We start from the raw sequence: 14,923 nt of genomic DNA, 5'->3' as shown, positions 1-14,923 counted from the left end.
TCACTCTGCATGCGGGGCCGGATCGCCCTGGGGCGATCCGGCCGGGGGCGGCGACTCTGCTGGTGAGGTCGGTTCCGCCTCGGGCTCCGGAGGAGTCGGGATCTCGATCGTCAGGTCGTCCACCTTGCCCGGCTCTTTCCGCGACTTCTTCGGCGGTGGCGGCGGCGGGCGCCTCTTCCGCGGCGGCGTCGTCGCGGAGGCCCTGGCCGACGGCTGCGCGGACGTGGCCGTGGCCGTTTCCACGGCCTTCGCCGTGACGGTCGGCTGGGGCGCGGGCTCCTGCGGCGGTGCGGGCTCTGCCGTGACGACGGGCGGCGGCGGGGCCTCGCTCTCGGCCGCCGGCGTGCTCTGTGGCAGGCGCTGCGAGCGGACCACCTGCCACGCGGCGACGCCGGCCAGGGCCACCAGCGCGAGGGCTGCCAAGCGGGCGCGTCGGCGCCGACGTGAGCCGGGGTCGAACTCCGGAAGCACGCTCTCGCGCGCCTCGTGCGCCACCCCGCTCACGCTGGACCCCTTCATCCATTGGTCCGGCGACTGGCCGGAGGGCAACGGGCGAGCCCGAGGGGCGAGCGGCGGATCGAGCGGGGGCGGCTCGCGCAGCGAGGCGGGGGGCGCGGTAGCCGTGACCGCCCCGGCGACCGCCCGCCTGACGTTGTCGCGGAGCTTCTCCGACGACGGGTCCTGGCTCGGCGGCGCCTCGCGCTCGGGGGCGATCGCGTGCGGATCGGCCTCTTGTGGCGAGAGCGCGCGTGGCGTCGGCGAGGAGAGCGGCGGCTCGGCCGTGGCGCCTGGCGCGACGGGTACGCCGCTCTGGGGCGCAGCCATCGCGGGCTCGGCCGGCACGTTGGCCGCGGGCTCGGCCGGCGCCTGGGCCGCGGTCTCGGCCGGCACGTTGGCCGCGGGCTCGGCCGGCGCCTGGGCCGCGGTCTCGGCCGGCACGTTGGCCGCGGGCTCGGCCGGCGCCTGGGCCGCGGGCTCGGCCGGCACGTTGGCCGCGGGCTCGACCGGCGCCTGGGCTGCGGGCTCGGCCGGCGCCTGGGCTGCGGCCGGCGTTGCGTCTGCGCGCGGAGCGAGCGCCGCGGATGCGGCCGGCGCCGTCCAGGGCTCGTCCACGTCGGTATCGATCACGTCCTCTTCGAACTCGTCGATGTCGACGTCGACGAGCGAGGACGCGCTGTCGGCGGCCTTCCGGAACGTGTCGCTGGGCGCCAGCGCCGGTCCAGGCGCGCCTGGTGGGGCGTCGACGCCGTCTGTCGTCGCGGACGATACGCTGCTCGGCTGCGCGGAGACCGGCGTCCCGGTGACGACCGGTGTTCCGGCAGCGACCGGTGTCCCGGCAGCGACCGGCGTCCCGGTGGCGACCAGCGTTTCGGCAGCGACCGGCGGCTTCTGCGATGCGCTTTCGCTGTGCTGCGGCGGCGCCGGAGGTCGATCGCCGGGCCGAGCCGGGAGCGGCGGCCGCTGGCTCAGCGGCGGCCTTTCGCCGAGCTCGGACGAGCCCGGTGATGGCTCGCCGATCTGCGCCAGCGACGGCGTCTGAGGCCGCGCCGTGGGCCGAGGCGGCGCCGGAGGTCGCTCGGTGGCCCGCGGCGGTGCGAGAGGCCGCTCGCCGAGCCGAGACGACAGCGGCGGGCGCTCGCTGAGCGGAGGCCGCTCGGTGAGCCGCGGCGGCGTCTGCGGCCGCTCGCTTGGCACCGCGGGGATCCTCGCGCTCGCCCTGGCCGACGACGGAGCGGCCGCCATGTCCGCCGGCAGCTCGCCCGATCCTCGCTCGGGCGATCGCGTCGAGGCGGCGCCCGTGGGGTCGGCCACCCGGGGGAGCGGCGGCGCCTTCGGGATCACCGAGCCTGTCGCCGGCCGCGGCGGGGCCGCCGGCGGGCGCGTGGGCGAGGCCCGGGGCGGCAGCGGCGGCGGCTGCGGCGATCGGATGCTGCTCGGGGCATCGGTCGACAGGTCGGCGACGCGGGCGAGCGACTCCGCGAGATCGCGCGCGCTGCTGAAGCGCCGCGACGGGTCGCGGTCGCAGGCGCGCGCGAACCACCCGTCGAAGCTCGGCGGCAGCTCCGGGTTCGCCCTCGACGGGACCGGGATCTCGCCGAGCGAGATCTTGATCAGCAGGTCGCCGACTCCCTCGCTGTCGAACGGGAGCTCGCCCGTCACGCACTGGTAAGCGATCACGCCGAGCGCCCAGAGATCCGCGCGGTAGTCGACCTCCCGGAGCCCCTTCACCTGCTCCGGGCTCATGTAGTGCGGCGTGCCCATGAGCGTGCCGACGCTGGTGCGCTGGGCGACCCGCTTCCCCTGCCCCTTCACCTTGGCGATGCCGAAGTCGAGGATCTTGACGATCTCGTCGTCCTCGTTCGCGCAGAGGAAAAAATTCTCCGGCTTGAGGTCGCGGTGCACGATGCCGGCCCCGTGCGCGCGGGTGAGCGCGCGCGCGACCTGCGTCACGATCTTCGACGTCTCCTGGAGCGAGAGGCGGCGCCGGCGCGCGAGCCGATCGAAGAGGTCCTCGCCCTCGAGCAGCTCCATCACGATGAACGGCTGCTCCCCGTCGATGCCGTGATCGATGATCTGCACGACGTGCGCGCTGCGCAGCTGCGCGGCGGCCGTCGCCTCGCGGCGGAACCGCTCGCGCGCGTCCTCCTGCTTCGCGAGCTCCAGATCGATGAGCTTGACCGCGACATGCGTGCCGAGCGCCAGGTGCTCTGCGACCCACACCGCGGCTTGCGCGCCCTGCCCCACGGGTCGGATGAGGCGGTAGCGCTCGCTCAGCACCTGACCAGCTGCAATAGACACGGCGGCAAAAGCCTACGTCGAGGACAACATCCGTGTCGAGTTCATGCGTACCACCTCAGATGCCCTGCGGAACGGTTTCCTTCATCAGCTCGCGCCATTCGTCGTGGGTGAGCTCTGGATAAATGTAGTCGCCCTCGAAATTTGTATGGTGCAGGAGCAGCCGGGCGACATCGACGATGGCCCGCGCGACGTCGTCGCCCTGCGCAACGCCGGCCAGGGCGTCGGTCGCTTCACGCACGGCGGCGTGCTGCTTCAGCGCCACCTGGACCTCCTCGGCGAGCCCGCGCACCTGGAAATGCGGGAACAGGGCGGTCTCTTCGTAGCGCATGTGCCGCTCCATCGGTCCACGCAGGAACGCGAGCAGGCTCGCGCGCTCGGCGCTCGCCTCGTCCGTGGAGCGCTGCGCCAGCTCGATCAGCTTCTTCGCCGTGTCGCGAGCGAGCTCTTCCTCCTGGAAGAGCTCGCTCACCATCCGGTCCAGTTCCATGAGGTGCGGGCCGTCGTAGTCCAGATCCCGTGGAGGGTCGAGCGGGGCGCGGCGCGATCCCGCGGCGGAGCAGGTCGGCTCCGTCGTGCGCGTCAGTCATGCGCGCGGGCGCGGACGATCGCGGCGAGCCGGCCGACGACGCCGTTCGCGACCATGGCGAGCACCTGCTTCTCCAGCGCCTGTCGCTCGCTCGGCCTGCCGCCGAACGAGATGCGCGAGCGGGCGGTGGGGCCGCCGACGACGCGGCCGACGACGGTGCAGCTCACGCGGTGGACGTCGCCCCGCGTGGCCGAGGTGAACTCGACGACACGCGCGCTCAGCACGACCGATTTCGCCTTGCCGAAGTCCGCCTTCTTCGCGGCGCTGGAGAGCATGCCGCGCAGCGCTCGAGCCCGCTGGGCCTGGCCCTCGCCCGCGGGTACGTCGACGCTCTTCCATTCGACCTTGGTGTCGCGGGCGAAGGTCGATGCTGGCGAGGCCGTGAGCGTGGTCAGGGCCATCACCGCCGAGAGCAGCCATCGTGAAGCGCGGCGCATGCGCGCACGGTAGGGGGCCGCGGGCTCGCCGGCCAAGTTCGCGCACGGCGCGCGGGTGCGGCGCGCGCGGCGCGGCCGCACCCGCGCGTGATCGCCGCGCTCGCGCCGCGATCGGGCCCGCGCTATGCCGTGGCCGGGAAGCGAGGTTCGATGGAGCGCAGCTCGCCGGGGGGAGATCGACGGGATCGACGAGGACGAGATCGACGCGCGCGCGCCCGCGCGCTCCGCGGGGGCGGGTGGCTCGCCGCGCTGCTCGCGATCGCCGCGCCCGCGGCGAGCAACGCACAGTCGCCGCGTCCGGGAGGCGCGACGGCGGGCAGCGCGCCGGCGCCGCGAGCCGGGGGCGCGAAGGCGGGCGCGAGCGCGCCCGCGGCGGGCAGCGCGCCTGCGTCCGAGAAGCGCGCGCCCATCGTGCTGGCGCTGCGGTGGACCGCCGCGACGCCCGACGAGATGCTCGGCGCGGCGCTGGTCCGGGCGCGGCGGGGCGGCGACGATGCGTTCGCCGGGCTCGTGATCGCGGCGGCGCTCGCGGACCGCGCCGCGCAGGGCCGCGCCCGGGAAGGCCTCGCGCAGATCGGGGCGTCCTCCTCGCCGCTCGCCGATGAGGCGCGCTGGCTCGCCGCCTCGCTCGCCCCGGAGCCGCCGGCGGCGACGTGGCCGGGCGCGCGCGCCGTCTCGTACGACGCGCCCCCGGACCCGTCCGGGCTCGTCAAGGCGTTCGCCGTCCTCGGCCCGTTCCAGGACAACTCGGGCGGCGGGCTCGCGCTCCGCGAGGGGCCCGAGGGCGAAGGCCAGCGCTTCTCGGACATGAGCGCCCGCTACGCCTGGGGGGTGTACGACGTCGCGTGGCGCAGGGTGCTGCCCGCCGCGTCGACGGCGCGCGGCGTGCCGCTCGATCTTTACATCCATCCGCGCACCGAGACCTGCACGTACCTCGCCTCGCGTGTCACCGTCCCGGCCGCGCTCGATCGCAAGCCGATGCTCGCCCACGTCGCCGCGACCGGCGCCGTGCGGCTCCTGTGGGACGGCGCCGACGTCGCCGCGAGCGAGGCGGCGCACGAGCGCCTCGTGCTCGACCGCATCGCCGCGCGCATCGAGGCGCCCGCCGGCGATCACCTGCTCGCCCTCAAGGTGTGCACCGGGGCCATCGCCGACGAGGGGCGCGTCCGCGTGCGCTTCACCGACGAGGACCGCCGGCCCGTGGCGCTCGCGACCTCGTCGGACCTCACGCCGCTCAAGCTGCCGCCGGCCCCGCCCCCGGGCGCGCGCGCCGCGACCGCCGTCGCGACGGCGCTCGACAGGGCACTCGACGCGGGCGCGTCGCAGTCGCTCGATCAGACCCTCACGGCCGTCGTGGCGCGCACGCTCGGGGGCGCCGACGACCAGCGGTCGCCCCGCGCGCCCGGGCTGCTCGACCGCGTGACGCGGTCGCCCGGGATCTCCGCTGACGCGCTCGCGCTGGCGGGGTGGGTGTCGCCGTTCGGCGCGAACCGCAGCGGCTGGCTCGAGGCCGCGCGCGCCCGGGGCCTCGCCGAGAAGGACCGGGCCACCGCGGCGTTCGCGCAGCGCCGGCTGGTCGCCGCCCACCTCGCCTCGGAGCGGGTCGACTGGGCCGCGGCCGCGCTGCGCGAGGAGCCGCTGCGCTCGGCGCGCGATCCAGAGGCGCGCGTCCTCAGGGCGCTCGTCAAGAAGAAGCTCGCGACGGCGGGGCTCACGCGGGCCGGGCTCGAGGAGCTGCTCGCGGTCGAGCGCGAGCAGAAGGACCGGACGCCGGTCGTCGTCTGGCAGGAGATCGCGGCCGCGGCCCGGCTGGACCCGGCGCTCGAGCTGCGGGCCGCGCGCCGGCTCGCCGAGATCGCGCCCGAGTCGCGGGGCGCGCCCTACGTGCTCGCGTTCGAGCCCGACGGCGGCGCTGCGCTGGAGGTGGCGGCCGCCGGGGCGCTCGCGCAGCAGACGTCGGCCGAGGACGTCATCCGGATCGGCCGCGCGCTGCACGACGCGGGCCGCGTCGCGTGGGCGCGCGAGGTGCTGTCGTACGCGACGCAGGTCGCGCCGAACCAGCCCGCCGCGTTCCAGGCGCTCGCCGCGGTCCGGGAGGGCGGCGGGGGCGCGCGGCCGACGGCCGCCGCGTCGCGCGTGGCCACGGCCGCGCTCGCGCGGGCGCGCGACCTCACGCCCGGCGATCCCTACCTCAAGGCCGAGCTCGCGCTCCGCCTCGGCGAGGGCTCGGCCGGCGCGCCGGGCCGGCAGCGCATGCGCGACGAGCAGCACCTCGTCGCGCCCGGCGTCTTCATCTCGCGCGCACGTCAGACCCCGGCGAAGAAGGGGGAGGTGGCCGACCGGCAGCTCCACTGGGTGCGCGTCGTGACGTACCACCCGGACAAGCGCGTCTCGCAGCTCATGCACTACGCGCGCGAGATCGTCATCGAGCCGCGCACCGATCAGGATCTCTACGAGCGCGACATCCCCGCCGAGGGGGAGGACACGGAGCTCCTGCTCGCGCGGGTCCACCGCAAGGACGGCACGGTGGCGCAGCCGGACGAGCAGGGCGCGGGCGGGCAGAAGCCGTTCGTGCGCTGGCCCGAGCTCAAGGCGGGGGACGTGGTGGAGGTCGCGGTGCGCTCGTGGACCCGGGGCCCCGTCGGCCGCCGGGGCGACGCGCCGTTCTATTTCATCGACTACGTCGGCTCGACCGACACGCGGCCGATCCTCTACAACGAGGTCGTCGTCGACTCGCCGGCGAGCGACCCCCTGGCGATCGACGTACTGAACGGCAAGGCCGAGCGGGTGCTCAGGTCCGAGAAGGACGGCCGCCAGGTGACGCGGTACATCTGGGACGACCCGCCCGAGGTGCCCGAGGAGCCGCTCGCCCCGCACCTCGCGGAGGTGCTGCCGGTCGTCGTGGGCTCGACGTTCCACGGCTGGCACGACTTCCGGGAGTGGTACCGGGGCGCGGTCGCCGGCTTCATGGAGCCCGACGATCAGGTCCGCCGGCTCGCCGCGGAGCTCACCAAGGGCAAGGCCACGCGCGAGGCAAAGCTGCGGGCGCTCTTCGACTTCGTGGCGGACGACATCCGGTACGTGAACTTCGTGTCGGGCGAGTGGTGGCTGCCGAACCGCCCCCAGGAGCTCCTGGCGCGGCGCCAGGGCGACTGCGACGACAAGGCGATGCTGCTCATCACGCTGCTCAAGTCGATCGGCATCGAGGCGACGGAGGTGCTGGTGCAGACGCGCTACACGGGCCAGCCCTCGCTGCTCCGGAGCGAGGTGGCGGCGATCCCGGTGTTCGATCACGGCATCGCGTACCTCCCGGGCGCGGGCGGCGCGCCGGGCCTGTGGCTCGACGCGACGAGCCCGCAGAGCCGCCTGGGGCCGCTGCCGGCGATGGACGCGCGCACGCTGGCGCTGTTCGTCGACGAGGGGCCGCCGAAGATCGTGGAGACGCCGGCGAGCTCGCCCGCCGATCACGGCGTCGACGCCGCGTGGACGATCGCGCTGCTCCCCTCCGGCGCGGGCGAGCTCGCGGCGAAGGAGCGGCACATCGGCGACGCGGCGTTCGAGCTCCGGTCGAACCTGGCGGAGGCCGACGCGCGCGCGCAGTGGGTCGAGCGGTACCTCGCGTACGGCTGGTTCCCGACGGTCGACGTGAAGCCCAAGGTGGCGTTCCAGGCCGATCTCCCGCACGGGGCGGCGACGCTCGAGTACGAGGCGCGCTCCGAGGGGCTCGCCCGCCGCGAGGGCGCGGAGCTCTCCGTGCCGCTCTCGGGCGCGTCCACGATGACGTCGCAGCTCGCGCCGCTCGTGAAGCGCACGCTGCCGGTGGTCTTGCCGCCGAGCTTCGCGCCGCGGCACCACAACCGGACGATCACGATCACCGCCCCGCCCGGGTACGCGTTCGCCGAGCTCCCGCCGGGCGGCGACGAGAACGGCGGCGCGTTCGGGCGGGCGACGATCTCCTTCGCGAAGGTGCCCGGCAAGAACGCCGTGGTGGTGAAGGAGCGCGTGATCCTCGATCAGTCGACCATCCCGGTGGCGCAGTACGCCGCCTGGCGCGGCTGGCTGCAGCGGGTCGACGGGCTCCTGCACCGGATGGTGCGGCTCGCGCCGGTCGCGCCTGCGAGCAAGCAGGCGCGCAGCGCGCTGGGCACCGGGGCGGGCGGCGCCGGTGCGTCGCCGCAGGCGCGCGGCGCGATCCGCTGACGAGCGGCTCCGCCCCTCGCGCTGGCGGCGCGCCAGGCTCTTGCTCGTCCGCTCGCGGCGGCGATCGGCGATCCCGCGCGCCGCGTCCACCCGCCGGCCACGCGCGCCGCCTCGGTTGGTACCATTCTGGCTAGCCGCGCTCTGGCGTACGCACGCACAACCCCGAACGCGCTGCCCAGGGGAGGGACTCGCCATGTCGCTCGAAGAGTACCGACGCCCGCGAATGATCGTTCTTAGCCCGCGCTCGACCGCTTATGACGCCGTGAGGGCGATGATGGACAACCACGTCGGCGCGGTCCTGGTCCACGACGGCCAGCGCCTCGCCGGCATCGTGACCGACCGCGATATCGCGCTGGAGGTCGTGGCAGGCGACCTCGACGCGCGCAGCACGATGCTGCGCGACATCATGTCCGACGAGATCGCGACGCTCGAGCTCGACGCGTCGATCGACGACGCCGTGCGCACCATGCGCGATCATGCGTGTCGGCGCGTGCCGGTGACCGAGCAAGGGCGGCCCGTCGGCCTCGTGACCCTCGACGATCTGCTCGCCGATGGGGTCATCGACGCGGAGGCCGCCGGCTCCGTCGTGAAGGCGCAGCTCGAGGTGGCCGCCCGGTTCAAGCCGGAAGGCGCGCTGCACCCCGAGGGGACCGCGCGCCCGGAGCGCTCGCACGGCCGCGTGCGCGCCCTCACCCGGCGCAAGGCGCGCGCTGACAGCGCTTATGGCCGGCTGATCCACGCCGTCGAGCGCCACAGCGGCCTCCAGCAGCGCGACCGCGCGGAGCTCGCGCTGCAGATCGTCCTCGGCTGCCTCTGCCGCAGGGTGACGCCCCAGGAGGCGCGGCACCTCGTCGCGCAGCTGCCCTCGAAGCTCCACCCGTCGCTCGAGCCGTTCCTCGACGGGCCGGACAAGCGCATCACGACGGCGACCATCGAGGCCGACGTCGCGCGCGAGCTGCGCATGGACCGCGAGGCCGCCGGCTTCGTGCTGCAGGCGATCTGCGAGGCCGTCGCGGACAGCGTGTCCGCGGGGGAGATCGAGGGGTTCCGCGGTCAGCTCCCGCTCGACATGAAGGACCTGTTCCCGCCGACCCCGCTCCGCCGGGCCATCTGAGCCGGGATCGGCCCGGCGCGACGAGGCCGCGCGCCGCGCGCCGCCTACGCTTGCGGCCAGACCACGCCGCGGGCGCGCAGGTCGGCGACGGTGTCCGCGAGGGTCTCGAGCGGATCGCGCGGCGTCCAGCCGAGCTCGCGCCGGGCCTTCGTCGCGTCGAGGTACCAGAAGTGCTGGCCCATCTCGGCCGACACCGGATCGACCGGCAGATCGAACGGCAGCCGCTTCCGCGCCTGCTCGATGAGGTGCGCGCCCGCCTTCGCGAGCGCGATGCTCCGCGGCAGCCGCAGGGCGGGGGCCGGGACGCCCGAGATGCGCGCGAGGCGGCGGAAGAAGACCTCCAGGCTCATGTTGGCGGCGCCGAGCAGGTAGCGCTCGCCCGGGCGGCCCTTGTCCATCGCCAGCGCCATGCCTTGGGCCGCGTCGCGGGCGTCGACGAAGGAGAGGCCGCCCGCGGGGGTGAAGGGGAGCCGGCGCTCGAGGAAGCTCACGATGTCGCCGGTCGAGGCGCCGTGGACGTCGCCCGGGCCGAGCAGGATGCTCGGGTTGACGGCGAGGACCTCGAAGCCGGGCCCGCTGCGATCGAACGCCGCGCGCTCGGCGTACAGCTTCGAGCGGTAGTAGGGCCAGCCGGCGATGAGGTCGATCGGCGTCGCCGCCGTCTCGTCGCGGACGTCGCTCGGGTCCTTGCTGACCGCGACGACGCCGCTCGTGCTCGCGATCACCGCGCGCTTCACCCCGGCGTCGCGGCAGGCGTCGAGGGTGATCTTGGTCCCCTCGACGTGCGTCCGGTAGAGCGCCTCGGCGTCCTCGCGGCGCCGCGAGACGCGCCCGGCGCAGTGGAAGACCCCGTCGCAGCCCTCGGCGGCGCCGCGCACCGACGCTGCGTCGAGGATGTCTCCGCGGCGAAGCTCCACGCCCTGCGCGGCGAGCGCGGGCGCCTCTGCCCGGCAGAGCGCCACCACGTCATGGCCACCCCCACGGAGCGCCGTGACGAGGTGCGATCCCAGGAAACCGGTCGCGCCGGTGACGAGATAGCGGCTCATGCGAGGTCGAAAACCTTCTGGAAGGTCTGCAGGAGGGAGATGTCGTTCGATTTCACGAGGCCCGTCATGAACTCCATCGGGCTCGGTGTGTAGGCCTCGCGGACGATCTTGGTGAATATCTCGGGCGTGGTCTTGAGGACACAGTCCGCTTGCTGGCTTGGCTTACCGATCCGCGCCTCGCAGCTGGCCGCGTCGATCCGCAGCGTCCACTTCGCCTCGTCCTCCGTGCCGAGCGTCACGTAGTAGGTGATCGGCTGGGTGACCCGCCCCGCCACGTATTTCGACTCGAGCTCGCGGAACAGGACCGTGAGCGGGTGCTCCTTGGCGGTGGTGGCGGCCTGATCGATGCTCTCGACCCGGCTCAGATCCAGGGCGCCGCCCTCCTTGAGCTTGATGACGGCGAGCTGCGTGAGCTCCGCGACCTTGCGGCAGGCCACCGCGTACTTCATCCCGGCGGTGAGCCGCCGGAGGTCGCCGATCGCGAGCGGCGGCCCGATGCGCGCGACGAGATCGCGGCGGATCGGGACGGTGCGCCCCTTGGGGAGCGCCTCGAAGGTGCCGCCCAGGTAGAGGGGCAGGATGTCGACGTTGTGCGTGAGCGCGAGGTGCCCGATCGCCGGCTTGAACTCGAGGATGCCGCCGTCGGGGCTGCGCGTGCCCTCCGGGAAGAGGAGCACGGTCCGCCCGCGATCCAGGATGTCGCCGGTCTGGCGCAGCGCCGTGCGGAGGCCGCCCTTGCGGTCGAAGGGCGCGAGGTTCGTGAGGTTCTCGAAGTAGGCGCGCCGCCAGCGGTTGCCCTCGAAGAAGTAGTCCTGGGCGGCCAGCGAGACGAGGCCGTCTCCGTAGCTGCCCAGCGCGAACTTCACGAGGCCCATGTCGAGGTGGCTCGCGTGGTTCGAGACGACGATCGTGTTGCGGTTGTGCGGGATGAACGCGCGCCCGTAGACCTTCGGGCTCATGACGTTCCCGTAGAAGCCGGACTGGACCTTGTTCATCCAGTGCTTGGCGAAGTCGGCCACCGGGCGGGGGATGTGGATCGGCTCGTCGCCCACGCCGTGCGCCTTCGGCTCTGCAATCGCCGCGCCGGCGTCTTGCGCGACGGCCGCCGCGCCCGCGCCGGCCTCGGCGGCGAGGCGCGTGACGATCGCCTTCACCTCGGAGCGCTTCACCTGACCGGACGCGGTGCGGGGCAGGTCGGCGTCGTCGAGGTGGACGGCCATGGGGTGGCACGGCTTGGGCAGCGCCTGGATCGCCGTCCGGAGCGCGTCGAGCGCGCGCTCGTGCTGCGTGGCCCGCGCGAGCGCCGCGTCGCCCTCGCCGCCCTTCGCGCCCGGCGCCGTGGGGACGGCGAGGCAGGCGACCTGCTCGCCGCCGCGGCCGTTGTCGATCCCGACGATGGCGAGCTCCTTGACGTGCTCGACCTTGCCGAGCATTCGCTCGATGTCGGCCGGGTACAGGTTCTCGCCCTTCGCCGCGCTGATGACCTCGCTCTGCCGGCCGACGAGGACGAGCCGCCCTTGCTTGTCGAGCTTGCCGAGATCGCCCGTGCGGAGCCACCCGTCCGCGTCGAGGGCCGCCTGGGTCGCCTCCGGGTCGTCGGCGTAGCCCTTCATGACGTTGGGGCCGCGCGCGAGCACCTCGCCGACGCCGTTCGCGTCCGGGTTCGCGATCTTGATCTTCACCCCGGGGATCGGCTTGCCGACGTTCCCCGGGCTCGCCGCCGGCGAGGGCTTGGTGACGGTCAGGAGCGGCGCCGCCTCGGTCAGGCCGTAGCCCTCGGCGAGCGGCAGGCCGAGCCCCTTGAACACGGCGGCCGTGTCCCTGGGGAGCGCCGCGCCGCCCGAGATGAGGAAGCGGACGTTGCCGCCGAGCGCGTCGTGGACGCTGCCGAAGAAGAGGCGCCCCGCGTTCAGGCCCAGGCGCTTGCCGAGCATGCGGTTCAGCTCCATGGCCCAGCTGAACGCGGTGGCCGCGGCGGGCCCCTGCTCCTTCACCCTGGTGACGATCTGGCGCTCCAGCATCTGCCAGAGCGCGGGCACGCCGACCATCGCCGTGACGCGCGCCTTCTTCAGCCCGTCGCTCACCCGATCGGCCGAGACCTCGTCGAGGTAGATGATCCGCGCGCCCTGCGACAGCGGCAGGAGCAGGCCGCAGGTGACCTCGAAGGTCTGGTGGAGCGGCAGCACGCTGAGCACGCGGTCGCTCGCCTTGAGCGGGAACAGCGGCGCCAGCGAGGCCAGCAGCGCCGTGAAGTTGCCGTGCGTGAGCAGCACGCCCTTCGGCTCCCCGGTCGTGCCGCTCGTGTAGACGACGCTCGCGACGTCCTGGCTGCCCACGCGCACGTCCGGGGGCGCGAGCCCGTCGCCGGACGCCGGGCCCAGGTCGGGCACCTGGCCCTCGGCGAACCCGACCATGTCGAAGGCGACCAGGTTCGGCAGCGCTGCGCGCATGTCGGCGCCGAGCTTCTGCTCCACGCCGCTGTCCCAGAGGACGACCTTCGCTGTCGACGAGCGGAGGACGTCCGCGAACGCCTTCGCGTCGAGCCCGGGATCGATCGGGACGGCGACAGCGCCTGCGCGGAGGATGCCGAAGTAGGCGACGGGCCACGCCGGCTGGTTCGCGCCGGAGAGCGCCACGCGATCGCCGCGGCGGACGCCGAGCGCGGCGAGGCGCGCGGCGGTCATGCAGGCCGCGTCGCGGAGCTCGCGGTAGCTCGTGCGCGAGAGCCCGTCCTGCTCGAACCGCTGCACCGAGAGCGCGTGATCGAAGCGCTCGGCGACCTCGTCGAGCAGGTCGACCAGGCTGTCGTAGGGCCGGAGCGGCTTGATCTCCCGGCGGAGCATCTCCTCCATGAGCGGGAAGGCCCACTTCTCCAGGCCGGGGAGGTGGACGTTCCAGATGTAGTCGCGCCAGTCGATCTTCTCGGGCGCCCAGACGAAGCGCGCCCGCTCCTCGGGGGGCATGCGGGCCATCGCCGCGCGCGTGTTGGCGCAAGAGTAGATCCAGTCGCCCTCCGCGACGAACGGCATGAAGACCTCGAGGAGCGTGGCCGTCTTCTGCTCGGTCCTGGCGGCGCTCTCGAGCGCGGCCGCCGCCGGCTTGAGGAGGGCCGCGGCGGGGCCGACGCTCGCCGTCTTGAGCAGGCCGCCCAGGCCGCGGAGGGCGCCCTCGATGGCCCGCGCGCCGTGCGCGCCGTACTGCTGCCGGGTCAGCCCGCGCGGCTCGAAGCGGGACGACACGACGTCGAAGAGCGAGGTCTTCTTCCCCTCGAACACCTGCCGCCGCTTGTAGAGCCCGGCGAGCTCCAGGTAGCGCGTCACCCGGCAGCCGTTCGTGTCGGTCGATCCGTACTGGTACACCGCGGGCGCGCGGCCCTCGATGAGCTCGCAGAGCGAGGCGATCATGCCGCTCGCGGTCATGTCGACCGGGATGAGGTCGAGCCGCACGTCGTGGTCGCCCGGGAACTGCACCTGCCCCTTCGAGGCGAGGTAGAGGTACGGCGCCGAGGTGTTGATCCCCTCGTTCCAGCCGGTGAACGGGAACTCGACGGCGGTCTCGACGACGGCGGGGCGGACGATGGTGAAGGGCAGCCCGGAGCTCGCGAGGACCTGCTCGCCGATGCTCTTCGTGTAGGTGTAGATGTTGGTCCACCCCCAGAAGAGCGCGCGCTCCTTGCCGGCCTCGATGAGCCGGTCCTTGATGAACTTGCGCTTCACCCTGGCGAGCTCGTTCTCGAGCGCGCTGCCCCGGCACGGCTCGCTGCGCGCGGCCAGGTTGGCCTTGGCCTCGTCGAGGAAGGCGCTCTGCCGGAAGGCGTCCTCGCACCGCTGGCGCGCCTGCTGCACGAGGTCGAGGCACTCGCTGATCTCGCGTTGCGGATCCCAGTGCGACCGATCGAGGGTCCGCTTCGGGCAGGCGGCGCCGAACCACGTCTCGCCCGCGGCGCGGGGGAAGGGGATCTCGGCCGGGTGGTTCTCCTCGATGAGCCCGGAGCGGTAGCCTGCGACGAAGCAGGTGCTCGTGTGCATCACCTTGGCCCCGAGGGTCCGCGCGAGCTCGACGAGGTTGCTGATGCCGAACGCGTTGACCTCGAGCGCCTCGTCGAGCGGCGGGTTGAAGTCGACGACGCCGGCCACGTTCACGACCGCGGCGATCGTGCCCGTGAGCTCCCCCACGCGGTCGCCCAGCCCGAGCAGCGGCAGGCCGACGTTGCCGTTCATGGGCGTGATCTTCTGCCGCAGGTACTCCTCGAAGGCGGGCCCGGGGTACTGCTCGCGGATCGGGTCGAAGACCGGCGAGGTCACGATCTGCGACCAGAAGCGCTCCTCCGGCGACTGGTTCTCCTTGGCCCGGACGAGCAGGTAGATGTGGGCGATCTCCGGGAACCTCGCGAGCAGCATGGCCAGCCAGACCTTGCCGAGGAAGCCGGTCCCTCCGACCACCACGAGCCGCTTGCCCGAGAGCACGTGCGACGGCACCAGCGGCGGGGCCGCCGCGGTTTCCTCGCCCTTGGCCCCACCCGGCGACCCCGGCACTGCCTCTCCGGCTCCGGCCCCGTTCGTAACACCCATATGGCTCATCGAGACTCCAGGAAGGCCGCTCAATTCGCGCCTGGGCAGGAACGCGTCAAGGGTGAGGTGCCGCGAACCGGGGTTCGCGCCCTCCCGGCATACGGTTTGCTCGATTTGTTCGCGGAATCGGCGTCGTCCCAAGGGGACGGACGAGGCGGCCCGGGCGTTGC

General features: G+C 73.9%; 7 protein-coding genes. 2 read left to right on the top strand and 5 right to left on the bottom strand.

From position 1 onward, the window contains the following. The 3 genes from WME73_RS44460 to WME73_RS44450 form a co-directional block, all read right to left on the bottom strand. Window positions 1–2,799 (bottom strand): protein kinase domain-containing protein, encoded by a 2,799-nt coding sequence (locus WME73_RS44460; protein WP_437913512.1) that lies wholly within the window; start codon window positions 2,797–2,799, stop codon window positions 1–3. 55 nt (window positions 2,800–2,854) lie between these two features. Further along, window positions 2,855–3,286 carry a hemerythrin domain-containing protein gene (locus WME73_RS44455; RefSeq protein WP_437742322.1) on the bottom strand — a complete coding sequence of 144 codons (432 nt, stop codon included), beginning with the start codon at window positions 3,284–3,286 and terminating at the stop codon, window positions 2,855–2,857. A 92-nt stretch (window positions 3,287–3,378) separates the two neighbouring features. Continuing rightward, complete coding sequence (locus WME73_RS44450) at window positions 3,379–3,822, bottom strand: hypothetical protein (protein WP_437295835.1); 444 nt, start codon at window positions 3,820–3,822, stop codon at window positions 3,379–3,381. A gap of 150 nt (window positions 3,823–3,972) precedes the next feature. Here WME73_RS44450 and WME73_RS44445 point away from each other — a divergent pair, with 150 nt between their 5' ends. Both WME73_RS44445 and WME73_RS44440 read left to right on the top strand, forming a co-directional pair. Continuing rightward, window positions 3,973–8,022 (top strand): transglutaminase-like domain-containing protein, encoded by a 4,050-nt coding sequence (locus WME73_RS44445; RefSeq protein WP_437913511.1) that lies wholly within the window; start codon window positions 3,973–3,975, stop codon window positions 8,020–8,022. A 193-nt stretch (window positions 8,023–8,215) separates the two neighbouring features. After that, window positions 8,216–9,136 carry a DUF2267 domain-containing protein gene (locus tag WME73_RS44440; RefSeq protein ID WP_437742320.1) on the top strand — a complete coding sequence of 307 codons (921 nt, stop codon included), beginning with the start codon at window positions 8,216–8,218 and terminating at the stop codon, window positions 9,134–9,136. A 44-nt stretch (window positions 9,137–9,180) separates the two neighbouring features. Here WME73_RS44440 and WME73_RS44435 read toward each other — a convergent pair whose 3' ends face one another. Both WME73_RS44435 and WME73_RS44430 read right to left on the bottom strand, forming a co-directional pair. Next, the gene (locus tag WME73_RS44435) at window positions 9,181–10,182 is read right to left on the bottom strand and encodes an NAD-dependent epimerase/dehydratase family protein (RefSeq protein ID WP_437742319.1); all 1,002 of its coding nucleotides are present in this window, start codon (window positions 10,180–10,182) and stop codon (window positions 9,181–9,183) included. Further along, window positions 10,179–14,753 (bottom strand): AMP-binding protein, encoded by a 4,575-nt coding sequence (locus WME73_RS44430; protein WP_437913510.1) that lies wholly within the window; start codon window positions 14,751–14,753, stop codon window positions 10,179–10,181. Before WME73_RS44430 ends, WME73_RS44435 begins: the two co-directional genes overlap by 4 nt. Window positions 14,754–14,923: the final 170 nt, after the last annotated feature.

This window comes from Sorangium sp. So ce302 (assembly GCF_051530145.1).
Lineage (GTDB): Bacteria > Myxococcota_A > Polyangia > Polyangiales > Polyangiaceae > Sorangium > Sorangium cellulosum_B.
The sequence above is the reverse complement of the archived record's forward strand: the minus strand, read 5'-3'. Positions and strand labels throughout refer to the sequence as shown.